Source organism: Moorella mulderi DSM 14980, from assembly GCF_001594015.1.
Taxonomy (GTDB): domain Bacteria; phylum Bacillota; class DSM-521; order Neomoorellales; family Neomoorellaceae; genus Neomoorella; species Neomoorella mulderi.
Map to the genome: position 1 here is coordinate 112,862 of NZ_LTBC01000006.1, position 26,248 is coordinate 139,109.

A 26,248-nucleotide genomic window follows, 5' to 3' on the forward strand; every position below is an offset into this window, starting at 1 on the left:
TTCCCCTTTCAATAGGCACAATCCCTTTCCCGCTCATTGCACCGGCTCACCAGAGATTGGGCGATACTAATGGCCTCACGGGCCGAGCTGCCGTAGGCGTCCGCCCCGATGGACTCCGCAAACTCCCTCGTCACAGGTCCTCCCCCCACCATCACCCTGACGCTCTTGCGCAGGTGGTGCTTCTCCAGGGCTTTGATTACCCTGGCCATTTCGCCCATGGTTGTGGTCAATAATGCCGACATTGCCAGGATTTCCGGGCGGTACTGCTCCACCGACCTGACGAATTCAGCCGGCGAGACATTCACACCCAGGTCGATAACCTCAAACCCGGCGTAACCCAGGGATAGAGCCACCAGGTTTTTCCCGATGTCGTGAATATCCCCTTCCACAGTGCCGATGACAATTTTCTTTCGCTTATGCAGGCCTTTTTTAATGTAAGGTTTCAAGGCGAACAGACCGGCCTCAATGGCGTGGGAGGCGTTGATGACATCGGGGATATAAAAATCTGCCCCCTGGTATTTATCCAGGGTCTGGACGGTTGCCGGTATCATAGCCTCCTCCAGGATCTCGTCGGCGCTCATACCCATCTGCAGACCCGAGCTAATTGATTTCAATACGCCGTTGGCATCCCCCCTCAGGATGGCAGAAATGATATCCTGGAATATTTGGGTACGGCCGCTCAAGGTATCACCGGCTTTCCTGTTTGTTCCTTCGTTTATAAATTATACACGACAATTCACTATAAATTAGCCACAACTTATTGCCTTTTTTTCATGATCTTAATATTGTCGTAAAGTATAATTCAAGCGGGGTCCCAGGAAATGGTTCTGAGGGATCTAAAACCATCGAAAAGGATGTGATAGGCGGAGTTGACTTATAATTTTAAGTTTAACACAATTCTATCGTTAAAGGAAGCCGGATTAATCCATACCGGGTTGGGAGGTAACAGCCGATGCTCATTGTGGGAGAATTGATCAACACCAGTCGCAAACCGATTAAAGAGGCAATTGAAAGAGAGGATGCCGCTTACATTCGCGACATCGCGGTGAAGCAGGCGCAGGCCGGGGCGGATTACATCGATATCAACTGCGGCACTATGGTTCACAATGAACCGGAGATCATGGCCTGGCTGGTCAACACCGTGAGGGAAGCAGTGGACGTTCCCCTGTGTATCGACAGCCCCGATCCCCAGGTACTGGAAACGGGATTGAAGCTGGCGACCAGGGGCCGGCCTATGTTAAACTCCATCACCGCGGAACCGGATCGGTTTGAGGCAGTTTTGCCCATCATTAAAAGCTTCAAAGCCAAGGTGGTGGCCCTGTGCATGGATAACGACGGGATACCCTCCACTGCGGAGAAGCGAATCGAGATCGTCAAGAAGCTGGTAGAAGACCTGACAGCAGCCGGTGTTGAGAGGGACGACATCTATATCGACCCGCTGGTTAAGCCGCTCAGTACCAACGACCAGGCGGGGTTGGAAGTGATCGAAGCCGTTGGCTTTATCAGGCAGGCTTACCCCGATGTGCACATTATCTGCGGTCTCAGCAACGTCAGTTTCGGGCTGCCCAACAGGCGGGTCCTCAACCAGGTCTTCATGGTGCAACTGATGACCGCCGGTATGGACTCCTACATCCTGGATCCGCTGGACAGGGAGATGATGGGCTTCTTCCACGCCTCCAGGGCACTGCTGGGGAAGGACCCTTTCTGCACCGGTTACCTGAAAGCCCACCGCAGCGGGTTGTACAGGCGTGACTGATAGCGGCCGTGCTCCGGTATCCCGGCAATAATACCGGCCGTATCCTCTTCCTATTACGTCTCAATTAAAATCATTAAAAAAGGAGGATTTGCCGCGATGGCCAGCTTTGAAGAACTGTCACAGGCGGTATTCGAGGGTGATGAAGCACAAGTGGTGGAATTGACTAAGAGCTTGTTGAGCGGCGGAGCTGATCCCCTGGAAGTGATCAACAGGGGCCTGATCGCCGGCATGGACAGGGTCGGTGTCCTGTTCAAGAACAACGAGATGTTCGTACCGGAGGTCCTAATGTCGGCCAGGGCCATGAACGCCGGGGTGGAGGTGATCAAGCAGAGCCAGCGAGCCTTCGACATGCCGTCCATCGGGAAGATCGTGCTGGGAACCGTCAAGGGGGACCTGCACGACATCGGTAAAAACCTGGTGGGTATGATGTTGGAGAGCGCTGGTTTCACGGTTTACAACCTGGGGGTGGACATCGACCCGGATAAATTCGTGGAGGCGGTAAAGAAATTCCAGCCAGACATCGTGGCCATGTCCGCCCTGCTGACCACCACCATGATGAACATGAAGTCAACCATCGATGCCCTGGTCGCCGCCGGGTTGAGGGAGCGGGTGAAGGTAATCGTCGGCGGGGCGCCCATCAGCCAGGATTTTGCGGACGAAATCGGAGCGGACGGATATGCCCCCGACGCCGCTTCGGCCACCGAACTCTGCAGGCGGCTGCTTGAGTAAGACAGCCGGCCGGGTTGACCTGTCGATGCAGGAAACCCGGTCGGCAGCCCGGGGTAAAGCCGGATGACCCCCACGGAACCCTGGATTAATTATTATGGAGGGAGCCATAATGGATTACAAGCCTGTTAAAACCTTCAGTGAACTGGCGGTCAAATCCCTTGATGATTTCGTCTACGGGATTGCGCCCCATCCCGTGAAAGCAAAAAACGGTATGGTGATCGGCGGAGGGACTGTTTACCCCGAGATCAACATGACCCTCCCGCCGATGAATATTGAGGAAAGCACCATGCCCGAAGTCAGAAGGCAGTATGCGGAGATGATTGAGGGGATTTTAAAGCGGGCAAAGGACCTGTACGCGCCAGGCATCATCGTGGAACTGGAACTGCTCCCGGAGACTACCATGAAGCCCGAGTGGGGCATCGAAATTAACAAGATCCTGCTGGACAAGATGCACGAGTACGAGGATAAGTACGGGCTAAAAAGCCTCCTCAGGTGTACCCCCAACGACACCAGGGAGATTCTGAGGCCGCCGCTGATGAAGCGGGGCGAACTCCTGGAAAACATGTTAATCACCTTTGAGAAATGCGCCGAGGAGGGGGCTGATATCCTGTCCATCGAGTCCACGGGCGGTAAGGAGGTCCACGATGAAGCGCTTGTCACCTGCAACATCAGGAAGGCCATCTTTGCCCTGGGTGTCCTGGGGGTCAGGGACATGCGGTTCCTCTGGTCCAATATAGTCAGGATCGCCGAACGGACCGGCGCTATAGCCGGTGGAGATACGGCATGCGGGTTTGCCAACACCGCCCTCGCCCTGGCCGAACAGGGAATGATCCCCAGGGTGTTTGCGGCAGTGGACAGGGTGGCCACCATCCCCAGGAGCCTGGTGGCATTCGAAATGGGTGCCATAGGGCCTGATAAGGATTGCGGCTATGAGGGGCCATACATGAAAGCCATTGCCGGGGTACCCATTTCCATGGAAGGCAAAACGGCGGCATGCGCCCATTTAAGTGCCATCGGCAACATCGCCGCCTGTGTCTGCGACATGTGGAGCAACGAATCCGTTCAGAACGTCAAGCTGCTGAGCGCTCCGGCACCCGTGGTATCCACGGAACAGCTCATCTACGACTGCCGGCTGATGAACGAAGCGGCAGCGGACGGGCGCAGCTTCGCCCTGAAGATGCGGGACTGGCTGGCCGCCTCCGATTCCAGGCTGGATCCCCAGGCCTACGTCCTGAGGCCGGACATCGTGCTGGAGATCAGCCAGGAGCTGGTTAAGGAAAAGGATGCTTTCGTTGCCACCAAAAAAGCGGCCGCCCTGGCAGTGGAGGTCATCAAGCGTGGCCTGGCCAGGGGCGAAGTTCAGGTGTCCCCCAGAGAGAAGAAGTGGCTGGACATCATCAGCACCCAAATCGACACAATACCCGACGACGGGGAAAAGTTCTGGTACGAAATACAAAAAGAACTCGATCTTAAAAAATGGCGGCCGGAAGAATACGATCTAGAAGTAACCCATGCCTGAGGAGCTCCCGCCTGGACACAGAGGCGGGGAACTCAGGAAATTCATGGAAGGAGGGCGCTCCTGAACATGGAGAACCTTAAAGCGCGGCAACGCCCGCCTCCCGGCTTTGGCGCTTGCCTCTATATGTTCCGCGCCACCTCGTAGGCGTCCCAGATGGCTCCCATAATGTTCCGGGGTTCCCGGGAGTCGCCGATGAGGTACAGGCCAGGCATCTTGCCCATCAGGGCGCGGTAAAGTCCCTGCTCGGGCGTAAACCCTGCCGCTACGACTACAGTATCGGCAGGGAGGGTTGTTCTATGGAAGGACCTGTCAATCAGGATAACGCCCGCGTCAGTTACCTCTAACAGGCCGGTACCGGTTCGCCATTCCACCCCCTGATAGCGGAGCATCTCTATGAGCATGATCCGGTTCATATAGGGCACGGGGATGCCGGCCCGCATCAGGTCGTCCAGGATCTCAATTATCGTCACCTCCTTGCCCTGCCGGGCCAGCCAGAGGGCGGTTTCGCACCCGGCCAGCCCGCCGCCGATGATCACCACCTTATCGCCGGCCTGCTTTTTGCCCAAAAGAATATCAGTTGCCGTGCCTACCTTCCCTTTGTCGATGCCGGGCACGTCGGGCATGGCCGGTTTGGAGCCGGTGGCCACAACAACGGCGTCGGGGTTTTTCTCCAGGACCAGTTCCGGGGTAACTTCCCGGTTCAGGTTGATCTCGACCTGCAGCTCCCGCAGTTCGGTTTTATACCACTCCAACAGGCGCGCGTCGTCTTTTTTGAATTCCGGCACGGCGGCAGCGATGACATGGCCGCCCAGTTGATCGCTCTTTTCGTAAAGGGCCACCTGGTGTCCCCTCAGGACGGCCACCCGGGCCGCCTCCATGCCGGCCACGCCGCCGCCGATAATCATTACCTTCCGGGCCGAACTCGCCCGCTCGATGCCGTACTCTTTTTCCCGGCCGCAGGCAGGGTTCACGGCGCAGGATAGGGGCCGGCCCAGGAAACCCCGCCCCAGGCAGCCGTCATGGCAGCCAATGCAGGGCCGGATCCTGTCAACCCTTCCCGCCATCGCTTTGCTGGCCCATTGAGCATCGGTTAACAGGCCCCGGCCGATGGCTATCATGTCCGCCTTGCCTTCAACCAGGGCACGTTCCGCCAGGTCCGGCTCATCCATCCGGCCGGCGACGATCACCGGGACCTTAACCGCTTCTTTCAGCTTTTGGGTTAAAGGCAGGTAACAGCCGTGCTCTTGATAGAGGGGCGGGTGGGCCCAGTACCAGGCGTCATAGGAACCGGCGTCGGCGTCAAAGCCGTCGTAACCGGCTGCTTCCAGGATCCTGGCGGCCGCCAGCGCTTCTTCCACGTCGCGGCCTTTTTCGGTAAACACTTCCCCGGGCAGTCCCCCCTGGCGCCAGTCCTTGATAAAATTCTTGATGCTGAACCTGAGGAGGACGGGGAACTCTTTCCCCACCCTCTTTTTAATCTCCTGCACTATTTCGATGGGGAAAGTGAGCCTGCCCCGCAAGTCGCCGCCGTATTTATCCGTGCGGCGGTTGAACAGGGCGATGGTGAACTGGTCGAGGAGATAGCCCTCATGCATGGCATGAATCTCTACACCGTCAAACCCGGCCTCTACGGCTATCTCGGCCGCCTCGCCGGCCCTCCGGACCAGTGTTTCGACTTCCCTGGTTGCCAGCTCCCGGCAGGTTATAGCCGGTTCCCAAAAATTAGGAATGGCTGAAGGGGCGACGGGTTCTCCCGCCAGCATGACCGGCGAGGCCACCCGGCCAAAACCCATACCCAGCTGCAGGAATATCCTGGTGTTGTAGGCATGGACCCTTTCCGTAAGCTCCCCTGCCGTGGCGATAAAGCGGGGTGGATTTACGGATACGGTGGGAACCATCCCGGGCTTAAACGCTTCGATTTCGTTTTCAACCTTGGTCACACTGGTGATGATTAACCCGGTGCCTCCCCTGGCCCGTTCAATATAGTAATCGATAGCCCGCTGCGAAAAGCAGCCGTCCTGGGTCACCAGGCCCAGGACACCCATGGGGGCCATGGCAATTTTATTTTTTACTTCTACCTTACCTATCTTGACGGGTTCAAAAAGTCTGGTATAGGCTGCCACAATAATTAACCTCCTGCTTTTATCCAGTTAGTTTTGGTACTCACGATAATTATTGTGCACCAATACCAGCCATTTATTAGCCCTTTCTTTTTTATTCGCCCGGCTCCTTGTCCCACCGCAAGCCACGGTAACTGGGGTGACGCAGGCGGCCGTCCGGCGTCTGTTCCAGGTACTCCACGGTACAGACCAGGCGCGGTTCCACCCAGCGGGGCCGGGTCAGGCCCGGCACGGGTTCTCCGAAGGGCGGCGGCACCTCCTTGAGTTTTTTTAACTCCCCCAGCAACATCTGTTCTTCCTCCCGGTCAAAGCCGGTGCCCACCTTGCCCCGGTAGGCCAGGCGCCCCTGCCGGTAGGTGCCCAGGATGAGGGCACCTAAACGTCGCCCGCCGGTCCCGGGCTCGTACCCCACAATAATAAATTCCCCCTGGCGGATATGCCGGATTTTGCGCCAGTGGGAGGAACGCCGGCCGGGAAGGTAGGGGCTCTCTTTGGCCTTGGCCATGACTCCCTCCAAGCCCTGCCTGGCGCAGGCCGCAAAGAAGGTGGTGCCGTGGGTCTCAATAAAGCTGGAGATAACCAGGTTGTCCCCCGGCTGCACGGCTTCCTGGAGCAACCCCTTGCGCCAATGCAGGGGTTGGGGCATGATGTTTTCGCCCCGGCAGTAGAGGAGATCGAAGGCGACAAAAACGGCCGGTGTTTGCAGGGCGGCCTGCCGGATTTTCAGGGGGTCGGCCAGTCTCCCCCGCGCCTGGAGGCGGCTGAAGGAGGGCCGGCCTTTCTCTCCTGGGACGACAATCTCCCCGTCCAGGACCGCCGGCTGCATCCCGACCCGGTGGTACAGGCCGGCCAGTTCGGGAAAGGCCGGGGTGATGTCCAGGAGGTTGCGGGACTGGAGGACGGTTTTCCGGTCGAGGTAAGCCAGGCAGCGGTAGCCGTCCCATTTCACCTCATAAATAAAGTCGGGGGAATCAAAGGGACGGCCAGCCACGGCCAGCATGGGCTTAATTTGAAATACCGGAAGCCGGCCGCCATTCTCCCCCATCATGATGTCTTGCGCCGCCGGCGGGGTTTCTTTGCTTCTTCATCCCCGGCACCTGCGGCCTTTTCCTTTTTGGCCAGCTCAATGCTGGCCTTCAGGGCTTCCATCAAGTCGACCACCTTACCTGCTGCGGGCCGCGCCGGTACCGCCACCTCTTCACCGGCGACTTTAGCTTCGATAATCTCCAGGAGGGCCTGCCGGTACGCGTCGGTATATTTCTCCGGATCAAACCGGGCCGCCAGGTTGTTAATCAGGGTGACGGCCATTTTGACCTCATTTTCATGGAGCTTGACCTCAAAGTTTAATTCCGGCAGCTGTTCTGCCGTCCTGACCTCCCGGGGGTAAAACATGGTGTGCATTACCAGGGTCCTGCCGGAAACCCTTACCGCCGCCAGGGATTCCCTGGTCCTTAAACTTACCCTGGCTATGGCGATTTTTCCCGTAGTCTCCATGGCCTGCCGCAGCAGGGCATAGGCTTTCTGCCCCATCTCGCCTGGCACCAGGTAATAAGCCCTGTCAAAATAAATGGGGTCAATCTCCTCCAAGTCGACAAAGTCGAGGATGTTAATACTCCTGGTCGCCTCTTGAGGAATTCCTTCCAGGTCTTCCTCCTGCAAAATTACATATTTCCCCTTTTCGTATTCGTAACCCCGGACGATCTCCTCCGGGGGAACCTCTACCTGGCAGAAGGGGCAGTATTTCCGGTACTGGATGGGCGTCCTGCACCTGGCATGCAGGTAGTTGAATTTGAGATCGCTGCTTTCGGTGGCTTTATAGAGTTTTACCGGCACATTGACCAGGCCGAAGCTGATGGCGCCTTTCCAGAGGGGACGCACGGTTTTCACCTCGAGGTTTTCCAGCAGTATCCCGGGCCGCTCCCGGCACCAGCATCCCTGGCGCCCCGGGCTTTGCCTGTAGTATCTCCCCCCGGCAGGCAGGCAATACGCCGGTGTGAGCCAGTTCCATGGCTGCCGGCACCGTGCTTAAAATAAAATCCGGCCCCCGGGCCGGTATTAGAAGATATTTTCTATTTCTACGGCAAAGCCGCCTATCACCCGCGACCTAATCGTACCCTGCTGCTCGGCTTCCTGATCGAGGACAACTTTTCCTTCCTGCCGGCAAAAAACCTGCACTGATTTATGTTGGGGATCGACAATCCAATATTCCCTGACGCCTTTCTTTTCATAGACCTTGTACTTGCTGCGCAGGTCGTAATAACCCGTACTGGGGGAGAGTATCTCCGCCACCAGGTCCGGGGCGCCGTTGATACGTTTTTCTTCTATAATGGGTAGAGTGAAGAAGCCATTGTCCGGGACAAACAATTTGACGGCTAGTTGAGAATGCCCATCCTGCTCCGGCAGGGAAGGAGATGGTTTATATAGCACTGGGATAATGACACGAAAACCCAGCATGTCTTATACAGGGATTGTTAACATGAATAAAACAACCAAAGAAATAACAGTAGCCCCGATGGTTAAAGACCTGGGTAAAGTGTAAAATCGGGGGGATGATGGGTGAATAGATGGTCATTTACTCCAGGAATTTTTATCCTTATGGTAGTAATATCAGCTTTTCTCATAAAAGAAGTTATACATTTAAATACGCTAAATACAGAGATGAGAAACGCTTTTAAGGAAACAACATGGCGTATTCTGCATAGTAGCCTGGAGGAAATTATAGAGGGTATTGAGCAGGTAGTTTCCGCTTCCGGCTCTGATGCCAAATCTCAAGTTGGAACTGGCCTGGCTCTGGCTGAAGGAGCGATAGCAACAATCAGCCGGATACGGCTGGAAGATAGATTGGATAAAATTCAACCCGTTGCCTGGTACCAGTCCAACGATATTTCCTACGTTATTCAAGTCCTTGAACGGGGATGGACCGCTCTCCGGTCAGAGAGATATAAACTGACAACAGTGGACGCCAAAGATCTGGGTAATTATACAAAGCAATGGAAAAAAGTTATTGAAGACCTCAGAATTGTGGAGGCCTTTTGCGAAAATGCATTGTTTAACACTGAGGGAGAGAAAAGTAATCTATGGGAGACAGGTCACAGGGCCGTACGCGAACTCGATCAATTTTTCTCCAGCCTGAAAGAAGGTAGCTGAATACGCTACTAGGGAGTGTAAATCATTTTGTGTAAATGGCAAAGAGAACTAAAGCGATAAACCTCAGGATTTGGTGGCAGAGCCCCAACAACTTTCTCAGTTAATATTCCCTTGCAAGCCAGTTAAATAGTCATTCTTGCTGTCAATCTTTCATCAAAATAGATTACCAGTTGGGGGAGGCATTTGCCCCAATCTCTTATCGGTATAGTCTATTTTCTGGCAATATCGAGGGTGGCCAGATAGACGATTTTTCTTAAAGCCTCCTCTAAAGGATAAGCCGTTTTAGTTTTAGTAACCTTTCTCAGTTGTCGGTGATAGCCCTCAACGGTAAAGGCCTTGACCCAGGTAAATGGATTGGACGTAATAGTTCTATAAATATCCTCACCTGTAATTCCGGATGACAAGTTCCGTTATCGGTCCTCGCCTTTCCGGCCTGCAGTTAATAGCCCGCCTGGCGTAGACTACCTGGATATCATATCCCGAGTACAGCTCCCGTATAAAGGGCGTGTCGGAATTGCTTAACATTACCAGGCAGCCCCTTTTATCCAGCTCTCGAAACACTTCTGCCAGGTGCTTCTGGTCATCAATCCCGAAAGCATCCGATGTGTAGCCGGTAAAGTTGGCCGTATCCGATACTGGGTAATAAGGTGGGTCCAGGTACACAAAGGCATCCCCGCGGGCAAAGTCCAGTGCCCGGCTAAAGTCAGCGCCGATCACCCGGGCATGACTTAAAGCCCCTCTGACCAGGCGGAGGTTAGTTTCGTCCACTATTTTAGGATTTTTATATCTCCCGAAAGGCACGTTATGCTTGCCCCGGCTGTTCACCCGCCACAGGCCGTTATAACCGGTTTTATTAAGATACAAAAACCGGGAGGCCCGCTCTACCGGGGAAAGATGCTCCGGGTCTAAAGCCCGGACGGAGTAATAATACTCAGGGGTGTTTTTATGCTTTTTAAGGTCGTTCAGGAGTTCATCTAAATTATCACGTACTACCAGGTAAAAGTTTATCAGCTCGTCGTTGTTGTCGAGAAGTATAGCCTCAGGAGGCAGTAAATGAAAAAAAACAGCCCCGCCCCCAACGAAAGGCTCTATATAAAGACCATATTTCTTTTTGGGAAATAATGGCTCAAATTGTGGTATGAGCCGGGCTTTGCCCCCAGCCCATTTTACAGGAGGCTTAGGTTTCAATTCTAACATCAGCTGTTGCCTCCAGGGTTAGCCTCTAGCAAAATATTCGCTCCCCGGAGTCAAATTCCTTCCTGAACAGTCCTGGTAGCGGTGACGGGTAAAGCTTGCCCAGCACTGGGTTTAATTCCGGGTGGCCATGGCAGCTCATTTAAACTTAACCTCCGTCAGCACCAGGCGGCCGTAACCGTCCACATAGTAGGTCAACTCCATCTCTGCGCCGGTTTCCGGATCCTTCTCCTTTAACTCCGGCTTGACTTCTTTGGTTACCCAGAATGGAGTAGGTTGCCCCTCTACCATTGCTTCGAACATGTTATTATCGATCCAGCCCTTGAAAACAGCGCTGACAGTCTTACGGGGCGCTTCCAGCTTTGCTATCCTTTTAATTTCCCATATCCCGCCGGCAAAGGAGCAGTCAAAGCTAACCCTGTCACCGATGACCAGTTTTGATATAATACCGCTCGCTTTTATTTCCCTGGATAATGCAAATGTGACAGGGTTAATGTTGCTGGGGAACGATATGCCCTCGTCGATAATAATTACAGCTGCTTCCTCTTCTGTTTGCCCGCCATATACGCCGATGATGTTTGTTTGCAGGTTATCCCCTTCTCTGGTGTCGGGCTGCGATTCATTAGGCCTGGCCGATACCTCATTATTGTTTGTCGGCGGAGCTGTCTCCCCCACACCACAGGCGACCAGCAACATGGACAAAACAACCGTCAGCAGCAATACTAATCCTTTCCTCATTGAGATACCTCCCTGCAAATCCCGGCTTCCTATTAATGATAGACGCTGACGCAGCCGTTTTGTTCCGCCGGGGTTATTACTACCTGACCCCAGGATCAGGCTTCTTTGGCACGGTAATCACTGCTTTTCAACGGTACCCTCTAATTGTCAGGAACATAGATTATGATAGCAACTATCAATAATAACCTGCGCAAATAATAAAATAATAAGGAAAGGGGAACAAAAATGACGGCTGCCCCGCAACATAAATCCCATGATAAAACATCGTTTATTATTCCGGCGACCAAAGAAGACCTGTTATTGTTGGCCAGGTTAATTCAGGCCGAAGCGGAGGCAGAACCGCTGGAAGGCATGATTGCCGTCGGCGCCGTCGTGGTTAATCGTGTGCGCCACCCCGACTTTACTGACACAATCTACGCGGTGATTATGGAACCCGGCCAGTTTGAATCGGTGGGCAATAACAGGCTGGCTGGCAGTGTGAAGGCTCCCAATGAGGACGCCGTTAAAGCTGCGACAAAAGCCCTGGAAGGTGTTGATCCGACTAATGGCGTCCTCTTTTTCTATAACCCGCAGCTCACGGATAACCAGTGGATAAGAAGCAAAAAGGTCAAATTGGTTTCCGGCAATCACCTCTTTGTCGTTTAGCAACCCTCACCTTTAAGGGTGCCGTAGTACTTGCCGAAGGGGGCCAGAAGCAGAGCTTCGTTGCGGCAACTACCGCGCTTGATATCTAGAAGGTTCCAGAAAAATTAATACTGTGTGTGGTGCCTCGCCAACCGAGGCTGCAGTGACCCCTCGTCTGCCTGCGGGTTTTTAAATCTGCATTCCTTGTCTGACCTTGCCTTTTTCTTGCAAGGCAGGCCAGCCAAAGATGCGCGCCAGCTGGCTGTATATCCACTTGGATTCCTTTGTCAGCAAGGGCCCTAGAATGGCCAGGAGCAACACATATAAGGCTGCGAAGGGTTGTAGCACCGGCAGTAACCCGCCGGTCTTCGCCAGATTGGCGAGAATGATGGAGAATTCCCCGCGGGGGGTAATGGTAAGCCCGATATTGGTACAGCCCCGGTACGAATAACCGGCCATCCGCCCGGCAATAATACCGGCAAGAAAATTACCAATTAATGTTGCCGCAACGGCAGCCAGGACCGGCCCGACGGCACCTCCCAGGGTTAAAGGGTCGATGCTCAAACCGAAGCTGAAAAAAAACAGAGCGCCGAAAAAATCACGGAACGGCACGACAATATGCTCGATGCGGTCGAGATGGTCTGTCTCGGCCAAAATTAAACCCACCAGCAGGGCGCCAATAGCTTCCGCCACATGGATAGTCTCGGAAAAACCGGCTACCAGGGTGAGGAAAGCGAAGACCATGAGCATAAAAACTTCATCGGAAGGAACGTTAAACAGCCTGTTAATTAACGGTGCCAGTTTGCGGCCGGCGAGGATTAAGCCCAGCATAAATCCCAGGGCAAGGGAGGTAGATTTCAACACGCTCGGCGGTGAGGCCGAACCTGTAAGGACCAGACCGGAAATGATGGATAGATACACTGCTACGAATACGTCCTGGAATAACATAAGCCCCAGGATCATCTCGGTTTCCGGCCGTGCCGTTCGCTTTAGGTCAACCAGAACCTTGGCAACGATGGCGCTTGAAGAAATAGAAATAAGCCCGGCTACCACCAGGGTTTCCCGCAACGGCCAACCCCAAATTATAGGTAGAACCATGCCCAGGGTAAAATTTATGGCCATATAGATGGACCCGCCCACCAGTATAGAACGGCCTGCCTTTAATAATCTCCCGACGGAAAACTCCAGACCGAGGCTGAAAAGGAGAAAGAGTATCCCTACCCGCCCCATAAAATCTATTAAAGGCGCGCTTTTAATAAAGCGAAAATCCAGGATGCCGATTACCGGCGCATGGGGGCCTACAACCATACCGGCAAGGATCAAGAGCGGTACAATAGAAATGCGGAACCTGGCGGCAAGGATTCCGGCAAAAGCTACGATAGCTAATGCCAGCCCGATTTCAAGGAGCACCTGTTCGGGCATAACTATATGCCCCCGTGCAAAATCAGCTCTTTACACGCCTTTACCTGTTTCCTGTCCCCTAAAACTACAATGGTTGCTCCCGGGGTGATGATTTCTTCCGATCCCGGGTTGAGGACTTTTTCGTCTTTTTTAATTATAGCTATAATGGCAGCGCCAGTTTTCTTGCGGATATCCAAATCCCCGATAGTTTTCCCTATTGCTTGGGCATCCTTCTCCACTTTATACCATTCAAAAACCATGTCATCCAGGGCCATTTCAACCGTTTCCAGTGCTTTTGGCACGTAGGCCATACCGCCGAGAATACCTGCCACACAGCGCGCTTCCGTGTCGTCCAGGGTGACCATGGAGATGCTTTCCTCCAGGTCATTATTATCAAAATGGTAAATTTCCCGCCGGCCATCATCATGCACGACGATGACCATCTTATCCCCGCTGCGAGTCTCTATTTGGAATTTTTTGCCGATACCGGGGAGCTCGGTTTCCTTTATCGACATGTAACTTCCCCCTTGCTTATAATTCACCGCGGTTTATTTCATTTTAACATAAACCTTCCATTTGCTAAAGCTAAGCATTCCCTGCCGCTTTATATGGCCAGCTCTAACAGGGGTGTTAAATCATTGGGGCGCTCCAGGAGGTCCCGGTACAGGTCGCCGTACCTCTCCAGCCGGCCCCGGATGGTATGGATGTTAAAATCTCCGGGGGCAATCTTCTTTTCCGCCACTTCTTCCCAGGTCAGCGGGGTGGAAACCGGGGCCCCGGGCAGGGGCCGCAGGCTGTACGGAAAGGCCATGGACCGCCCCCGCACATTCTGCAGGTAATCCAGGTAGACTTTACCCCGGCGCTTTTGGATAAGGTGTTCGGTGGTGGCTTTGCGGGGGTAAACCTGGACAATGAGCTGCGCCAGGTAGCCCATGGCAGCCGTGACTTCCCGGAAGGTCCAGCGGGGATAAAGGGGAATGAAAATATGCAGGCCGCTGGCGCCTGAAGTTTTGGGGTAACCAATGAGGTGGAATTCCTTTAAAGCCTGGTTGACCAGGAGGGCGATTTCCAGCACATCAGCAAAGGTCGCCCCTCTCGCAGGATCGAGATCCATGACAGCGATATCCGGGTATTCCAGGCGGCCGGCGCGGGAGAGCCAGGCATGGACCTCAATACATCCAACAGATGTTAGCGAGCCTTCATTCCGCTCCTGGCCCGACCGACACCACTTCGGCCGCCGGGGTAAAGGCCGCGTACACCGTCACGCGCAATTCACCGTTTCTCCCGCTCACGGCTACCTGGCGCACGAGGGTCCTGACCAGGCTGCGCTTCTGCTCGAAGGTCAACTTGTCGATCTGCTCCAGGCATTCCCGCGCCGCACGGCACACGTCTTCCACCCTGGCCCCTTCCGCGGCCGCTTTCCGCAAGGCCGCTTCCGTCTCTCTCTTCCTGGCCTCCAGCTGCCGTTCCCGGGCCTTGAGTTCCTGGAGCATCCCTTTCGTCTCCCCGTCGAGGTCCGTCAGGCCCGCCGCCAGGGCGCGGAGAAGGTTGTTCCGCCCCCGCCTCAAATCGGCGAGGTGCTTTTCTATCCGAGCGAGGTCGCCCTGGAGGTCTTCCTGCGCCGCGCCTTCTCTTATTTTCGCGGCGAGGGCGTCCGGGTCGTTCAGCCAGGAGGTCACCAGCCCCCAGACGGCGCTTTCGATCTCGTCCGCGCGGGCGAGCCTCCGGGGTCTACACCCGCGCTTCTGCGGGTCGGTGTAGTCCCGGCTGCACGTGTAGTACCTGTCTTTTTTCCCGGATTTTCTCTTGTGGCATATCCCGTGCATAGGGTTACCGCAGTCCACGCAGGTAATTATCCCTGAAAGCAGGTAGTTTTCTTTCGACCAGCCGGAATACTTCCGCCGCGCCTCGGCCAGCTTTTCCTGCGCCCGTTCCCACGTGACCTCGTCCACCAGCGGGGGGACCTGAATATATACCCACTCGGAGGCGTCCCGCCGCCCCACTTTCTTTTTCGCGTTGCCCTGTTTTTCCCACCTGGTGCGGTTGTAGATCAACGTGCCACGGTAGGCGGGGTTCGCCAGCACCCTTTTGACCTCGGAGCGGTGCCAGAACGGAAAGCCCTGCGGCGACGGCACTCCCTGTTCGGCCAGTCTCTCGGCTATGGCGCCTGGGCCTACGTCTTCCGTGGTGAACCAGGTATATATCAGCCTGACGACCTCGGCTTCGGCCGGATTTTCCACGAGTTTCCCGTTTTCCTGGCGGTACCCGTAGGGCTCCTGGAAAGTCGGCAGTCCGCCCATCCGGGCTTTCTGGAGCTTGCACCGCATCATCCGCTCCCTAATTTTCTCACGTTCGTATTCGCCGAAGGCCCCTTTGATGGACCCGAAAAGCCTGCCTTCCGGGGTGTCTTTCCATTCGCCGTCCAGAAACTCCAGCTTTACTCCCGCCTTCTCGAACTCCTCGGTGAGCAGCAGCTGGTGGGCCAGCTTTCGGGAGAGCCTGTCCATGTCGCGGATGATCAAGACGTCGATCCGGCCTTCCCGGACCCACTGCCGCAGCTCGGCCAGTTTAGGCCTATCCAGGCTGGCCCCCGAATATCCCAGGTCGGCAAAAACGTAGACCTCCACGGGTTCGCCCGGGGCGGCGAGCTCACGCGCCCTCTTCCTGCCCGCTTCTTCCTGCTCCGGGGCGCTGTACCCGTGCCTGGCCTGTTCCTCTGTGCTCACCCGCACATATATGCCCACCCTCATCTGGGATCGCCCCCCGCTTCGGCCCGCCTATTCGTTTGCTGTTCCCAAAAGTAACGGGCCAGCAACCTGTAGGCTTCCTCACGCCGCGCCTCTCCGGGCTGGGCGTACACTACGCGCACTACCGTCGCCCCCTTCGCTTCCCGGGGTCTAATCTCCCCCCGGGGCCTTCTTTTGGTGTACATCTCCATCCCCCTCTTTTATTTCGCTTTTTTTGGGGCTTACCCTTCCCTTCTAAAAAAAATAAAAAGGCACGGGAAAAAATTTTTCCCGCGCCCACGTTCCGCCGGCCGCCAACGTACAGCCACCATGGGAGTATGTGTGAAAATTCCTCTCAGAACGTAAATACGTGCCCTGCCGCAGGGCTTTATTTACTGTGCCCGGCGCCTCCGCCCCAGGAGCAGCCCCAGCCCCAGCCCGGCCCAGCTTCCCGCGAAGGCCAGGGCGAACGCCGCCGGCCAGCAGAAAGGCCAGGCCGGTTCCAGGCCCGCGAACCATGCCAGCGCCGGCGTGAGGTAGGCCCCGGCGCAGGCCAGCCCGAAGGGGAGCATGGTCCTCCAGGCGAAGCCTCTCGCCAGCCACCCGGCCGGCGCGCCCGCCAGCACGAGGGAGAGGACGACAGCCAGGGCCAGGGCCGCAAGTTGCCGCTCGCTCAAGGGTAGCGTCTTGAACGCCTTGAAGTCCACCAGGAAGAAGCCCCCGCCCAGGGAGAAGCTCCCTGCAATGACCGCGTTCAAGAGCCTTTCGATGGCGGTCGGCTTGTCATACATCATACTTCCCCCCTTTCCGCCGCCCGGGCCAGCTCGGCCATGGACGGCTTTGTGTAGACCGCCGTGGTGTCCAGCCTGGCGTGCCCCAGGACAGATGCCACTTCCACCAGGTTCGCCCCGGCCCGCAGCATGTTGGTGGCGCAGGTGTGCCTTAAGGTGTGGGGGTGCAGGTCGGGTATCCTGGCCTTCCAGGCGTACTTTTTCACCACCCGCCAGGCGGCCCCGGGGGTGAGGTGCTTTTCGTCCGCGACCCCGGGGAAGAGCCACGGGGACCGGGGGTGCTTCTTCCCCCTCACGGCTAGCCACTCCCGGAGGGCCTTCCTTGCGGCGGGCGGCACGGGTACTTCCCGGTATTTCCCCCCTTTGCCGCTCCTCACGGTTATGACCCCTCGTCTCTCGCCTATGTCCACGTCCTCCAGCCTTAATGAGACGGCTTCGGACACCCTCAGCCCGCAGGAGAGCATGAGCCTCACCAGGGCGGCGTCCCTGGCGTTCCCTTCCTTCTCCACCTCCCGCAGGAGCCTGTTGACTTCGGCCCTGTCCAGGGCCTCCGGCGCGCCCCTGGCTTCCGGCACGCCCCTGGGGAAGTCCGGCAGCCTGGGGGCCAGGCCTTCTTTGACGCACCAGGAGAGCCAGGACTTTAGGGCCTTCATCCTGCGGTTGACCGTGTTGGGTTTGAGGTTTCTCACGTTCCGCATCCAGGACTGGTACTCGCGGAGGTCGATGCTGGTTATTTTTTCCGGCTCCAGTTCCTCCCCGCACGTTTCGCCGTACCACCGGGCGAAGGCCTGGAGGTCTTTGCGGTAGCCGGAAAGGGTGTGGGTGGATGCGTCGGTTTCTTTGAGGTAGGAGAGGTAGCGGTCGAAGGTTTCGGTCACGGCAATCGCTCCTTTCTGTGCGGAATTACGTTTTTGGGGCTTTGGAGTTGGCCTTTCCTGTCCTTAAAACGCAGGAGCCCCCGGGAGAGCTTTTTGCTCTTCCCGGGGGCTGCCGACAGTAAATTCGTAGGGGTAGGGTTCGGGACTCTCCCTTTAATCGAACTCTGGTTCAATAAGTCCGTACTGGCCGTCTTTGCGGCGGTAGAGAACATTCACTTTTTCAGCCTCCGCATTGGCAAAAAAACAAGGAAATCGTGTCCGCCACTGGTTCTTCTGCGGTACGGCTTCCCCTACACCCGATAGCTTCCTTTGCTGTTCTTCTTGGCCTCTTTATCGGCGTACATCCTGGCGTCGGCCACGGCGAGCAGGGCGTCCACGCTCTCCCCGTCCGCCGGGAACCGGGCCAGCCCCACCGAGAGGCTTAAGGGTATCTCCTCACCCGAGAAGCACACCGCCTTCAGGTGTTTGTCCAGCCTGGACCGCAAGGTCTCCTCCCGCGGCCCCTTGCTGGGGAAGAGGACGACGAACTCGTCGCCGCCGTAGCGGGCCACCACGTCGCCCTCCCTGACGCTCTTCTGGACGGCCCTCGCGGCCTGCCTCAGTGCCTCGTCGCCGCACTGGTGGCCGAAGGTGTCGTTGATCGCCTTCATCCCGTCCAGGTCGAGGACGGCCACGGCGGGGGTGCGGCCCGACGACCGGGCCTTTGCAAACGCGCGCTCCGCGGCACTGAAGAATGCCCTCCTGTTGTACAGGCCGGTGAGCGGGTCCCGCTCGGCCTCGTGCTGGTACCTGCACGAGGCCCGGGCCAGCTCCGTGAGCACAAGGGCCACCGACCAGGCGACCAGGAGGGTCCCGGCGTTGAAGAGCACGAGTTCGGCAGCCACTCTTTTTAACACCACGGGCAGCCTGAAAAATTCCCCCAGAAGATCTACGGACAGCCCGGCCACCGCTACCACCATTCCCGTCAGCATCGCCGCCAGGCCCCTCCGCGGGCAGCCCGGCTTCGGCCTGCGGGCGAACCACGCCAGCCAGGCTAGTGAGGCCAAGTAGATGAAGAGCTTGCTGGCCTTGCAGGCTACACGCAACCAGTCTACAACTTGGATCTTTTCCAGTGCCACTATTTATCTCCTCAATCGTGCTTTATCGTTCTGGGCTGTGGCGAATAAGCTTGTCCACCAAAAGTGCCACGTCTTCAGCCCCGAAGGGTTCGAGCAGGCAGCTCGCGTTTTCTCCCGCTCCACGGCCCACCTGCCCAGGGCGGCGTCGTCCCCGCCGGCCAGGACGATGACTGGCACCGTCCGGTAACCGGGCATGGCCCTGATGGTCTCCAGCAGGCCCAGGCCGCTCATCTCCCGGAGGCGGAGGTTCAGCACCACGGCGGCGTACACCGCGGAGACGGCTTTTGCCAGGGCCTCGCGGCCCGTGCCGGTCTCCTCCATGGCGTAGCCTCTCCCCTCCAGCGCGGCCTTGTAGGTCAGCCTGGCGAGGGTCGACCCTTCCACCAGGAGCACGGTTTTTGACGGCGAGTTGTGGCATTTTCTTTCACCTTTTTGCGGTACTCGTCCCGGTGTCGCCCCTGTGCAGGCTGTGGGCGGGGGTGAGGTCAGGAGTGGCGTCGGGGCGGAAGGTTCTTATCTTTGAGGATTCGACGCTAGATACTCTTTTCCTCTGGGACCTCCATTTCTGCAGCCAGATTTTTTGGGGTTCCGGTAAGTGGAGACCTATTTACACGTCCCTGTATTTGTCAACTCAAAATTCCCCCAGATCGTCATTTAAAAGTACCCCACATTGAACCAAAAAGCACAAGCTATTTAACTTAATTTTTGCTGCTCCAACCACTCCTTGGTCTCCTTCATGCGATAGGAATTGCCGTTCATATTCACGATATAGGCCTGATGGGTCAAGCGGTCAATCATGGCGGCCGTCATCACCGGGTCTTGAAATATTTCCCCCCAACGCTCAAAGGAGAGGTTGGTGGTGATAATAGTGGCTTTGCGTCCGGCCCGCAAGGACAGATGGGTGAAAAGCAATTCTGCCCCTTCTCTGTCGAAGGAGATATACCCCATCTCATCAGCGATGACCAGATCATATTTTTCAAACCGGTTTTGGAAGGCGCGTAGGGTTTGGGCCGACCGACACTCCTTGATTTGATTCACCAGTAAAGGCACGGTGGTAAACCACACCTTGTAGCCTTCCAGGCAGGCCTGGATCCCTAGGCCAATGGCAATATGCGTCTTGCCAGTCCCTGCATTACCAGCTAAAATCACATTTCTCCCTTCCTGGATAAAGGCCAGGCTCTTGAGTAATTTTAACTTTTTTTGCGCATCCGGTGGCAGGTCGCCAACGCTAAGACTCTCTAGGTACTTTTTGTGGGTAAATTCGGCCCGCCGGATCCGGTTGTAGCGGGCTGATTCCTTACGGGCGTCCCACTCCTGTTGTAGTAATAAAGCCAGGAATTCTTCGTAACTGGCGTCTTTTTGCATCGCCTCCGTCACCTGTTCCTCCAGGTGCTGGCGGATCATGGGGAGTTTAAGCTCTTTGGCCGCAGCCATGATAAGTTGGTGCCATTTTTGGCGAGGGGTGACACTCATGCGCTGGCCACCTCCGCTTTTTGGAGCAGTTCGCCGTACTGCTTCAAGTGGCGCCGGGCTTCGTCCGCAATGGCCCGGGTTTCCTCCGAAGCTATAGCAGGGGCATACGGGGTTTCCTTCCTTTTAGCACACAGGATCTTGATCTTGGCGGTACTTACATGTTCCGGGTGAATTTGGCTCAATTCCTGGATGCTCTTCTCCACCTCGCTCAAGCTGCCGTCTTCCTGTAAATACTGCAGCAGCTCTATGAATTCTTTCTCCCGTTTGCTATAATAGGTGTGGTAAATACTTTGGAGTTTCTTGTCTGCCTGTTGCAGGGCCTGACTTCCGGCCAGGGCACCAGGCTTTTTCTTTAGGGTCGTAAGGTAATGGGCCAGCTGCATTGACCACTCGCGGCTGCCGGTGAGGCGGGGATGTTCGGCCACTTGGCTGCCTTCATAAAAACACTGGACGCATCCGGAGTAGACCTTCACTAATACCACTTTGCCGACATAGACATCAGGGACGGAATAATGGTTCTGGTCGACGACGACGGTGGCGTACTTGTCGACCCGGGCCTGGCGGGTTCTAGCGGCGTCAAAGGGGGGTAGGGAGGGCAACAGATAGGCTCGTTCCTCGGCCAGGCGGCATACCGCACTCTGGCCGCCATAGGCCGTCTGCTCTTTGTGATTGCCTCGCTGGCAAGCCTCCAGAAGATAACGATTGGCTTCTTCCAGAGTGGCAAAGGTGTCACGGAAGGCGAAGGCTTTACGGCGCACTACTTCCACGCTCCGCTCCACATGGCCCTTCTCATTGCCGCTGCGGATATTGCAGAAGCGGAAGGCAAAACCGTAGTAAAGGGATAGTTGGAGTAGGGCCTGGGTCGGTTCCTTTTCCGTGCCCACGAAGCGTTTGACGGCCACCTTCATGTTGTCATAGACCATTCTCTGGTACACACCGCCAAGGTGGGCAAAAAAGAGGGCGTGCGCCTCCTGGAAGCATTCGGTGACTTGCTTGGTAAAAAGGTAAGCCCAGCGGTAATTGCCGTAAGCCGAGGTGAAGACAGCCATTTGCAAAACCTGCAGTCTACCACCGATGGTTAGCTTGACTTCCCCCCAGTCGAATTCACAAACCTCCCCCGGCTGGTAAACGGCTTTGATAAAGGCTTCCTGCGGTTGCTGGACTAAACTGCGGACCGTACGTAAAACCGTGCTGTAGCTGATGTCGAAATCCTCTGCTCGGAGAGCTTCATAGATATCCATGGGCTTTTTCTGCTGCTTGCCTTGGCCTCTCTTTTTCTTCTCCTCGTTTTCATCCAGGTAGGCCTGGATCTTTTGGACCATCTCCTCGGTTAGTTTGCGTTTGGGTCGTTCTCCTACCGTGTATTTGGGGGCTTCGATAATGGCCTCGATGAGGGCGCGATTATCTGCCCCTTCCTGGGTGTCAAGTAATTCTGCCCTCCTCTTTTCGTACTGGTTGATGTATTTGCGAATGGTTTTTCGGGAGATGCCTGTCTGTTTGGAAATTCTCCGCTGGGATTCTCCTTCCCGGTAGTATTTTAAAATGAGTTCCTGTTTCTGCAGCAAGTTAATCATATCCCCCATTTACCTCACTTCCGTAGTGGCCTACGTCAGTGAGTTTATCTTAGGGTGGGGTACTTTTCAATGACTATGGTGGTATACTATTAGGCTATCATAAACAACTTTTTTCGCCGGTCAACTTTAGCTCCTCCCTTTTGTAGAACGGTCCTGGCGGGCCGGTCGTTGGCCCGTATAAACGAAGAGCGGCCTGGGAAGACAGGCCGCCCACGAAAGGTCGCTCATCCTTTTGCTCTACGCGCCAATTTCCTTCGGCAGCTCGAGCGGGACGCTCTCGGCGTACAGCACGTCCGGGCAAATGTCCGCCCCGTTGGGCCACGCTACCGTCCTCGATTCGGGGTCCGCCTTCACCTGCCTGAAAAACGCCGGGTCTTTCAGGGGTTCGAATACCGGCCCCTTTATAAAGGGGCGGATGTCCACCACCCGGTACTCCCCGGTTTCAAATTCCAGGATCAGGTGGTGGTTCCCAACGGGATACGCGCTGCGGACCTCATGGCCCATGCTCTCGATACTTTCGCCGGGCATCCGCCTACCTCTCCCCTCCGGCCAGCTCACGCTCTATCCCCTGAGCGATCCACGACCGCATGAGGGTCTGATAAGGGATGTCCTTCTTCCTCGCAATTTCTTTAGCCGTTTCAATCTGAGAAACCCGCAAGCGTAAGGTAATGCGTTTGGTCTTCTGCCGCTCAGCAGCCTTTGCCGCCAGCTCCGGGGCCAGCTCGACCTCTTCCGGCTCAAGCTGGTCCCAGTAGTCCGCCACGCTGTGGTTATCCCAGAATTCGGCCATCTCCTGTTCATTCTTGAATTCCGGCAATGTCTTTTCTGTCTTCACTGCCTCAGTGCCTCCTTTCGCGGCGGTAGAGCCGCCTTTCCTTGCGGTCCACATCGCGGGCGGTCACCACGTAGACCTCGCCGCCCGGCCTGACGGCGTATATTACCGTCAGCAGCCGCCCGTCGTCCGTAGGGCCCAGCGCCGTGTAAGTTCCGCCGCGCCCCCTCCGGAAAAGTGGCTCATTAAAAAACACTTCTTCGGCTTCTTCGGGTCGCACTCCATGTTTGGCAATATGACCAATATTCCATGCATCCCACTTAAAGCCCTTTATCTTTAGCACTCGCCGCACCCTCTTTTAGTATAGTCTTTCCGTCGTGCCAATGTCAATCCGCTCCTGTTTGGCCTTGTCAACTACAAAACCGGGTTGACTTCTACGGCAATTAACCCTTTGTTTCCGTGGCGGTACCTAACTTGGACCTTCTTACCCACGGCCCCGGCAAGGGCCTCACCGGCACCGTTTTTACCATAGACGGGCACCTTCCCTTCCCCCTTCGCAGCAGGCCCTGACAGTACCGGGCGAGCTGCCCGGCCTGGCCTCCAGGACCGTCAATAAAAAACGGCCCGGTCATGCGACCGGGCGCACTTCCACGGCGATCAAGCCCTTATCTCCCCGCCGGTATTTGACCATCACCTGTTTGCCTACCGCCCCGGCCAGTGCCCGGGAATTGCCGTTCTTGGCGAAGACGGCCTGCTTGCCGCCGCCCTCCGCCTGGCAATAGGCCCTGACCACGCCGGGCCTGCTCTCCCGAGCCTCCAGGACGTGGAATATCCCGGTTTCCAAACCGCTGTCGTCCTGGGCGGGTTGAGCTGGCTGGGCCTGCCTGTCAGGCTGGCCCGCTTCTTCAGGCCCCGCGCCCAGCGCCCTCGCGATCGCCGCCTCCAGGGCTGCGGTGTCCCGCCCGGCCTGGACCATGGCCGCGAGCAGGTTCGTCAAGGCGGCCAGGCCGGTCTCCGACTGGCTCAGTCTCTCGGCGAGTTTATCGAACATCGGCGGTCTCTCCTTTCATTTGCTTGTACAATGGCGGGCCCCAGCGGCCCGCCAGCTTCGCGCTCCCTGGTTAAAGTTCTCAACAGCCTTTAAAGGGATAGGTGAAGGCAAGCCGTCAGGAAACCGCTGCAGGCTTCCCGCCGCCCAGCACGGCCACCTTGCCCCTGGCGCCCAGCCGTTCCCACCGGGCCAGCCGCTCTTCGGCAAAGCCCAGGGCGGCCTGTAAATCGGCGATGGCTCGCCGGACGCGGGCGGCCTTTTCCGGGTCGGAAACGGCATCCAGGTCCCAGGTCAGCTCGTCGATATCGCACTCGATGGCCCGCACCAGGCGTTCCAGCCCGGCGCGGCTTTGTTGGCGGATTATCTCCCGCGCCTTCCATTTCGGCACGATGTAGACGTCCCCGTCCGCGACAGCGCGGCCGAACCGGGAAAGCGGTTCGTGGTAAATTCTGCCGACCGGGATCCGGGTCATGCGACCTCCCCCGCTTTCGGGAAGCCGCGCACGGCCCCGCCGGCGTCCCTTCCGGCGGCCAGCCGTCCGGCCAGCCGCTCGGCCGCCCAGGCCAGAAGCCAGAGGCCGCCGAAAACGGCCGCCGTCGCAGCCGCTGCGAGCGACAGGGCCGCCAATGCGGCCGAAAGGAGCAGCAAGGCGAACGTCCTGTCGGCCTCGTTGCCGAAACCTGCCGCCTGCCGTTCCGCCCATTTCATCCTGGCCGGAGAGTCGTACCAGGCGAACCTCCAGGCGGCCGTGCAGGCCTTTCCCGCGGCCACCCGCGCGGCCGCAAAGACGGCCGCCAGGTCTTCGAACCAGGACCACTCCCGATCCTGCGCTTCCACGTTTACGCTTGCAGCGTTAACTCTCATCGCAAGGCGCGGGGCCGGCGCCTCTCCGGCTGAGGGCGGCCCCGCGCGATCACCTCCGTTCGGAGTGATGATCTGCGGGGCCGCCTCACGGCCCCACGCCTTCAGCGCGGCCGCCGGAAGGACCGCGCCGGGAATCCTGGTGTTTAACGGCCCAGTTAGAGTTTCCCGCGCCCGGCCAGGGCCAGCCAGAGGCCGAGCCGGGCCAGGGTGGCGGCCAGGACCGCCAGCGCAAGTTCGCCCAGCGGCATACGCTCTCAGGCGCGGGTTCCCCCTGTCCCGCGCCTCCTCCACCTCCTTCTCCGGTGGTTTGGAAGCGCGGGCCGGGGGAGACGGCCCGCCGTTATCGGTCAGTCAACTAAATAAGCCCGGATCACGGGGATTAACCGCCCTAGGGCCGGGCCTCTCTCACGGTGTCCGCTTTTCTACCAACGGCAACACTTCTTCTACAACCTTGCTGTTCTTTTCACGGTATCTCTCGATCAGTTTGGTCAGCAGCTTGGCCGGGCTGGTTATGTCGGAGTACCACGCGACCGTACCGCCGTTCACCTTCACTACCGGCACGAAGACTTTTAGCCACCCGTATTTCGGCTTTCCGTACCGCGGCTCGTGCTTCACGAACCCGAGCCACTCACGATCATAGCGATCCACAGGGCTCTCGTCTACGTCGTGGGGACATTCATGAAGAATTCCCATCTCCTTAAGCCGACAGACGACGTCCACCACCGGCCTGCCCTCTTCCTGGGCTTCCCGCAAGGTCTCACGCAGCGTCTCCAGTTCCACCACTTTTTGCCCTCGCACTACCACTCACCTCCCGGTAAAATTAAGACAACGCCCTAGAGACGGTGCCCCGCTCACTCTTAAAAACAAAACCCGTGCCTATAAAAAGACACGGGTTAACTCCCACGTATTCATTTTTCGCCCCCGCTAAAACCAGGGCCTCGCCGCCACACCGTAAGGGCGGGAAACCTGCGGCCGTCGTCAGCCGCCTCGCCCGGCCGCGCCGGGGAAAACCTGCGTCCCCTGTCAGGGACGCCTTGCCGCTCCGTGAGCGGGAAGGAAAATTATGTTTAATTGGATTATACCTCGTTCCGTCGGAACAGTCAAGCACCGTGACGGGGGCTGCAGGATAAGCGGGCCGCCGCAGGCTCCCCGCCGGGTCTGTGCCCCGCCCTCGCCCGATACTGTTTCGCCTCGTATCGCCCCCCTGGAGCCACGTATTCGGCTTCTGAGGGGCTTTTGCCTCCAGGCGAATAGTTCCCTACCTTTCGCCAAAGCGGGCCGCTTGCACCAAACGACAGGGGCTGTCTGAAGAAAATAAGCGTTTAACCCGCTTTTTCTTTAAATTTTTGCTTCACCGCCGTCAGAGGCGAGATTGTGAAATTTTTTACAACCTGTAATCCCGCCGTGAGGAGGCAGAAAATCTACCTGACGGCCCGCAGGCATTCCCGCAGAGGCTTAACCCGCAGGTCTTCCAGCCGGGCCGCCCACTTCCCTACCGCCACCACGCCGTCCAGGACTTTCACCGGAAATTCCTGCCCGCCGGGGAAACGGACGATGCCGCCCTCGTACCTTCCTCCGGCTTCCTCCAGCCTCGCCGCGAACCACGCCAGGGCCTCCTGGCCGGGGCCGGGTCTGGAGCCGTCAACGCACCAGAACTCGACCCCGCCGTGCCGGACCGGGTAAGCGTACCCCGCCCCCCGCAAATGCCGCAGCGCCTTCGCCAGGCGGCCGGGCTTCAGGCCCAGGGCGGCGGCCAGGGCGGGGGAAGGGGCG

32 protein-coding genes and 3 pseudogenes are annotated in these 26,248 nt (G+C 57.2%); 5 read left to right on the forward strand and 30 right to left on the reverse strand.

Features of this window, described 5'->3' with window-relative positions:
* Positions 1 to 8 precede the first annotated feature (8 nt).
* Entirely contained in the window at positions 9 to 683 is a 675-nt protein-coding gene (locus tag MOMUL_RS09295; protein ID WP_054937970.1) for a corrinoid protein, read from the reverse strand.
* 269 nt (positions 684 to 952) lie between these two features.
* Here MOMUL_RS09295 and MOMUL_RS09300 point away from each other — a divergent pair, with 269 nt between their 5' ends.
* From MOMUL_RS09300 to MOMUL_RS09310, 3 genes are all read left to right on the forward strand, one after another.
* Positions 953 to 1,756, forward strand: coding sequence for a methyltetrahydrofolate cobalamin methyltransferase (locus MOMUL_RS09300; RefSeq protein WP_062284373.1), 804 nt, complete (start codon positions 953 to 955; stop codon positions 1,754 to 1,756).
* Positions 1,757 to 1,852: 96 nt separating this feature from the next.
* The gene (locus MOMUL_RS09305; RefSeq protein WP_062284375.1) at positions 1,853 to 2,485 is read left to right on the forward strand and encodes a cobalamin B12-binding domain-containing protein; all 633 of its coding nucleotides are present in this window, start codon (positions 1,853 to 1,855) and stop codon (positions 2,483 to 2,485) included.
* A gap of 109 nt (positions 2,486 to 2,594) precedes the next feature.
* On the forward strand, positions 2,595 to 4,004 hold the full coding sequence (locus MOMUL_RS09310; RefSeq protein WP_062284377.1) for a methyltransferase MtaB domain-containing protein: 1,410 nt from the start codon (positions 2,595 to 2,597) through the stop codon (positions 4,002 to 4,004).
* A gap of 119 nt (positions 4,005 to 4,123) precedes the next feature.
* Here the strand turns inward: MOMUL_RS09310 and MOMUL_RS09315 are convergent, their stop codons facing one another.
* From MOMUL_RS09315 to MOMUL_RS09330, 4 genes are all read right to left on the reverse strand, one after another.
* Positions 4,124 to 6,130 (reverse strand): oxidoreductase, encoded by a 2,007-nt coding sequence (locus MOMUL_RS09315; protein WP_062284379.1) that lies wholly within the window; start codon positions 6,128 to 6,130, stop codon positions 4,124 to 4,126.
* Positions 6,131 to 6,218: 88 nt separating this feature from the next.
* A complete protein-coding gene (gene ligD, locus MOMUL_RS09320) occupies positions 6,219 to 7,124 on the reverse strand; it encodes a non-homologous end-joining DNA ligase (protein ID WP_153018338.1) in 906 nt (301 codons plus the stop codon).
* A gap of 44 nt (positions 7,125 to 7,168) precedes the next feature.
* A complete protein-coding gene (ku, locus tag MOMUL_RS09325) occupies positions 7,169 to 8,002 on the reverse strand; it encodes a non-homologous end joining protein Ku (RefSeq protein ID WP_062284429.1) in 834 nt (277 codons plus the stop codon).
* Positions 8,003 to 8,179: 177 nt separating this feature from the next.
* A complete protein-coding gene (locus MOMUL_RS09330) occupies positions 8,180 to 8,578 on the reverse strand; it encodes a Uma2 family endonuclease (RefSeq protein WP_084785568.1) in 399 nt (132 codons plus the stop codon).
* A 102-nt stretch (positions 8,579 to 8,680) separates the two neighbouring features.
* Between MOMUL_RS09330 and MOMUL_RS09335 the strand changes: the two genes are divergently transcribed.
* Entirely contained in the window at positions 8,681 to 9,271 is a 591-nt protein-coding gene (locus tag MOMUL_RS09335) for a hypothetical protein (RefSeq protein WP_153018334.1), read from the forward strand.
* 122 nt (positions 9,272 to 9,393) lie between these two features.
* On the opposite strand, the pseudogene MOMUL_RS17325 reads toward MOMUL_RS09335, so the two are convergent.
* From MOMUL_RS17325 to MOMUL_RS09345, 3 genes and pseudogenes are all read right to left on the reverse strand, one after another.
* Positions 9,394 to 9,597 (reverse strand): annotated as a pseudogene (locus MOMUL_RS17325) (IS256 family transposase); the annotation flags it as partial.
* A gap of 55 nt (positions 9,598 to 9,652) precedes the next feature.
* Positions 9,653 to 10,468 carry a DNA adenine methylase gene (locus MOMUL_RS09340; RefSeq protein WP_062284382.1) on the reverse strand — a complete coding sequence of 272 codons (816 nt, stop codon included), beginning with the start codon at positions 10,466 to 10,468 and terminating at the stop codon, positions 9,653 to 9,655.
* Positions 10,469 to 10,603: 135 nt separating this feature from the next.
* Positions 10,604 to 11,203, reverse strand: a complete 600-nt coding sequence (locus MOMUL_RS09345) for a hypothetical protein (protein WP_062284383.1) — start codon at positions 11,201 to 11,203, stop codon at positions 10,604 to 10,606.
* Between the two features lie 225 nt (positions 11,204 to 11,428).
* Between MOMUL_RS09345 and MOMUL_RS09350 the strand changes: the two genes are divergently transcribed.
* On the forward strand, positions 11,429 to 11,848 hold the full coding sequence (locus MOMUL_RS09350; protein WP_062284385.1) for a cell wall hydrolase: 420 nt from the start codon (positions 11,429 to 11,431) through the stop codon (positions 11,846 to 11,848).
* A 168-nt stretch (positions 11,849 to 12,016) separates the two neighbouring features.
* Here MOMUL_RS09350 and MOMUL_RS09355 read toward each other — a convergent pair whose 3' ends face one another.
* From MOMUL_RS09355 to MOMUL_RS16640, 22 genes and pseudogenes are all read right to left on the reverse strand, one after another.
* Complete coding sequence (locus MOMUL_RS09355; RefSeq protein ID WP_062284386.1) at positions 12,017 to 13,249, reverse strand: cation:proton antiporter; 1,233 nt, start codon at positions 13,247 to 13,249, stop codon at positions 12,017 to 12,019.
* A 2-nt stretch (positions 13,250 to 13,251) separates the two neighbouring features.
* Complete coding sequence (locus MOMUL_RS09360) at positions 13,252 to 13,743, reverse strand: cation:proton antiporter regulatory subunit (RefSeq protein WP_062284388.1); 492 nt, start codon at positions 13,741 to 13,743, stop codon at positions 13,252 to 13,254.
* 89 nt (positions 13,744 to 13,832) lie between these two features.
* A pseudogene (locus MOMUL_RS09365) lies at positions 13,833 to 14,408 on the reverse strand (DNA polymerase domain-containing protein); the annotation flags it as partial.
* 19 nt (positions 14,409 to 14,427) lie between these two features.
* Positions 14,428 to 15,978: a recombinase family protein gene (locus tag MOMUL_RS09370; protein ID WP_062284390.1), complete on the reverse strand. Its 1,551-nt coding sequence runs from the start codon at positions 15,976 to 15,978 to the stop codon at positions 14,428 to 14,430.
* Positions 15,975 to 16,160 (reverse strand): hypothetical protein, encoded by a 186-nt coding sequence (locus MOMUL_RS09375; protein ID WP_062284392.1) that lies wholly within the window; start codon positions 16,158 to 16,160, stop codon positions 15,975 to 15,977. The genes MOMUL_RS09370 and MOMUL_RS09375 overlap by 4 nt, the downstream gene beginning before the upstream one ends.
* Positions 16,161 to 16,346: 186 nt before the next feature.
* The gene (locus MOMUL_RS09380) at positions 16,347 to 16,748 is read right to left on the reverse strand and encodes a hypothetical protein (RefSeq protein WP_169802188.1); all 402 of its coding nucleotides are present in this window, start codon (positions 16,746 to 16,748) and stop codon (positions 16,347 to 16,349) included.
* The gene (locus MOMUL_RS09385) at positions 16,745 to 17,623 is read right to left on the reverse strand and encodes a tyrosine-type recombinase/integrase (RefSeq protein ID WP_062284395.1); all 879 of its coding nucleotides are present in this window, start codon (positions 17,621 to 17,623) and stop codon (positions 16,745 to 16,747) included. Before MOMUL_RS09385 ends, MOMUL_RS09380 begins: the two co-directional genes overlap by 4 nt.
* A gap of 153 nt (positions 17,624 to 17,776) precedes the next feature.
* The gene (locus MOMUL_RS17870) at positions 17,777 to 17,839 is read right to left on the reverse strand and encodes a hypothetical protein (protein ID WP_407937690.1); all 63 of its coding nucleotides are present in this window, start codon (positions 17,837 to 17,839) and stop codon (positions 17,777 to 17,779) included.
* A 74-nt stretch (positions 17,840 to 17,913) separates the two neighbouring features.
* On the reverse strand, positions 17,914 to 18,741 hold the full coding sequence (locus MOMUL_RS09395; RefSeq protein ID WP_062284398.1) for a GGDEF domain-containing protein: 828 nt from the start codon (positions 18,739 to 18,741) through the stop codon (positions 17,914 to 17,916).
* A 3-nt stretch (positions 18,742 to 18,744) separates the two neighbouring features.
* On the reverse strand, positions 18,745 to 19,134 hold the full coding sequence (locus MOMUL_RS09400; RefSeq protein WP_062284400.1) for a response regulator: 390 nt from the start codon (positions 19,132 to 19,134) through the stop codon (positions 18,745 to 18,747).
* A gap of 300 nt (positions 19,135 to 19,434) precedes the next feature.
* Complete coding sequence (gene istB, locus MOMUL_RS09405) at positions 19,435 to 20,214, reverse strand: IS21-like element helper ATPase IstB (protein WP_062284401.1); 780 nt, start codon at positions 20,212 to 20,214, stop codon at positions 19,435 to 19,437.
* Positions 20,211 to 21,788 (reverse strand): IS21 family transposase, encoded by a 1,578-nt coding sequence (gene istA, locus MOMUL_RS09410; protein ID WP_062284431.1) that lies wholly within the window; start codon positions 21,786 to 21,788, stop codon positions 20,211 to 20,213. Before istA ends, istB begins: the two co-directional genes overlap by 4 nt.
* Positions 21,789 to 22,025: 237 nt before the next feature.
* On the reverse strand, positions 22,026 to 22,316 hold the full coding sequence (locus MOMUL_RS09415; RefSeq protein WP_062284403.1) for a DUF2442 domain-containing protein: 291 nt from the start codon (positions 22,314 to 22,316) through the stop codon (positions 22,026 to 22,028).
* Between the two features lie 4 nt (positions 22,317 to 22,320).
* A complete protein-coding gene (locus MOMUL_RS09420) occupies positions 22,321 to 22,623 on the reverse strand; it encodes a CopG family antitoxin (protein WP_062284405.1) in 303 nt (100 codons plus the stop codon).
* A gap of 4 nt (positions 22,624 to 22,627) precedes the next feature.
* Positions 22,628 to 22,903 carry a BrnT family toxin gene (locus MOMUL_RS09425; protein WP_062284406.1) on the reverse strand — a complete coding sequence of 92 codons (276 nt, stop codon included), beginning with the start codon at positions 22,901 to 22,903 and terminating at the stop codon, positions 22,628 to 22,630.
* Positions 22,904 to 22,974: 71 nt separating this feature from the next.
* Positions 22,975 to 23,100, reverse strand: a complete 126-nt coding sequence (locus tag MOMUL_RS17545) for a hypothetical protein (protein ID WP_269085203.1) — start codon at positions 23,098 to 23,100, stop codon at positions 22,975 to 22,977.
* An 88-nt stretch (positions 23,101 to 23,188) separates the two neighbouring features.
* The gene (locus MOMUL_RS09430) at positions 23,189 to 23,611 is read right to left on the reverse strand and encodes a hypothetical protein (RefSeq protein ID WP_062284408.1); all 423 of its coding nucleotides are present in this window, start codon (positions 23,609 to 23,611) and stop codon (positions 23,189 to 23,191) included.
* A 115-nt stretch (positions 23,612 to 23,726) separates the two neighbouring features.
* Positions 23,727 to 23,999, reverse strand: coding sequence for a hypothetical protein (locus tag MOMUL_RS09435; RefSeq protein WP_153018335.1), 273 nt, complete (start codon positions 23,997 to 23,999; stop codon positions 23,727 to 23,729).
* A gap of 80 nt (positions 24,000 to 24,079) precedes the next feature.
* Positions 24,080 to 24,448, reverse strand: a complete 369-nt coding sequence (locus tag MOMUL_RS09440; RefSeq protein WP_062284411.1) for a hypothetical protein — start codon at positions 24,446 to 24,448, stop codon at positions 24,080 to 24,082.
* 432 nt (positions 24,449 to 24,880) lie between these two features.
* Positions 24,881 to 25,258, reverse strand: coding sequence for a hypothetical protein (locus MOMUL_RS09445; RefSeq protein WP_153018336.1), 378 nt, complete (start codon positions 25,256 to 25,258; stop codon positions 24,881 to 24,883).
* A 37-nt stretch (positions 25,259 to 25,295) separates the two neighbouring features.
* A complete protein-coding gene (locus MOMUL_RS16635; protein WP_161484993.1) occupies positions 25,296 to 25,583 on the reverse strand; it encodes a hypothetical protein in 288 nt (95 codons plus the stop codon).
* Between the two features lie 313 nt (positions 25,584 to 25,896).
* Positions 25,897 to 26,248: pseudogene (locus MOMUL_RS16640) on the reverse strand (hypothetical protein); the annotation flags it as partial.

Excerpts from the sequence above, each read along its gene's own strand:
- istB (WP_062284401.1), bottom strand. The coding sequence starts at position 20,214 with ATGAGTGTCACCCCTCGCCAAAAATGGCACCAACTTATCATGGCTGCG.
- MOMUL_RS09430 (WP_062284408.1), bottom strand. The coding sequence starts at position 23,611 with ATGTTCGATAAACTCGCCGAGAGACTGAGCCAGTCGGAGACCGGCCTG.
- MOMUL_RS09350 (WP_062284385.1), top strand. The coding sequence starts at position 11,429 with ATGACGGCTGCCCCGCAACATAAATCCCATGATAAAACATCGTTTATT.
- MOMUL_RS09370 (WP_062284390.1), bottom strand. The coding sequence starts at position 15,978 with ATGAGGGTGGGCATATATGTGCGGGTGAGCACAGAGGAACAGGCCAGG.
- MOMUL_RS09375 (WP_062284392.1), bottom strand. The coding sequence starts at position 16,160 with ATGTACACCAAAAGAAGGCCCCGGGGGGAGATTAGACCCCGGGAAGCG.
- istA (WP_062284431.1), bottom strand. The coding sequence starts at position 21,788 with ATGATTAACTTGCTGCAGAAACAGGAACTCATTTTAAAATACTACCGG.
- MOMUL_RS09360 (WP_062284388.1), bottom strand. The coding sequence starts at position 13,743 with ATGTCGATAAAGGAAACCGAGCTCCCCGGTATCGGCAAAAAATTCCAA.
- MOMUL_RS09310 (WP_062284377.1), top strand. The coding sequence starts at position 2,595 with ATGGATTACAAGCCTGTTAAAACCTTCAGTGAACTGGCGGTCAAATCC.
- MOMUL_RS09345 (WP_062284383.1), bottom strand. The coding sequence starts at position 11,203 with ATGAGGAAAGGATTAGTATTGCTGCTGACGGTTGTTTTGTCCATGTTG.
- MOMUL_RS09300 (WP_062284373.1), top strand. The coding sequence starts at position 953 with ATGCTCATTGTGGGAGAATTGATCAACACCAGTCGCAAACCGATTAAA.
- MOMUL_RS09380 (WP_169802188.1), bottom strand. The coding sequence starts at position 16,748 with ATGATGTATGACAAGCCGACCGCCATCGAAAGGCTCTTGAACGCGGTC.
- ligD (WP_153018338.1), bottom strand. The coding sequence starts at position 7,124 with ATGCTGGCCGTGGCTGGCCGTCCCTTTGATTCCCCCGACTTTATTTAT.
- MOMUL_RS09340 (WP_062284382.1), bottom strand. The coding sequence starts at position 10,468 with ATGTTAGAATTGAAACCTAAGCCTCCTGTAAAATGGGCTGGGGGCAAA.
- MOMUL_RS09415 (WP_062284403.1), bottom strand. The coding sequence starts at position 22,316 with ATGCCCGGCGAAAGTATCGAGAGCATGGGCCATGAGGTCCGCAGCGCG.
- MOMUL_RS09305 (WP_062284375.1), top strand. The coding sequence starts at position 1,853 with ATGGCCAGCTTTGAAGAACTGTCACAGGCGGTATTCGAGGGTGATGAA.
- MOMUL_RS09330 (WP_084785568.1), bottom strand. The coding sequence starts at position 8,578 with ATGCTGGGTTTTCGTGTCATTATCCCAGTGCTATATAAACCATCTCCT.
- MOMUL_RS09355 (WP_062284386.1), bottom strand. The coding sequence starts at position 13,249 with ATGCCCGAACAGGTGCTCCTTGAAATCGGGCTGGCATTAGCTATCGTA.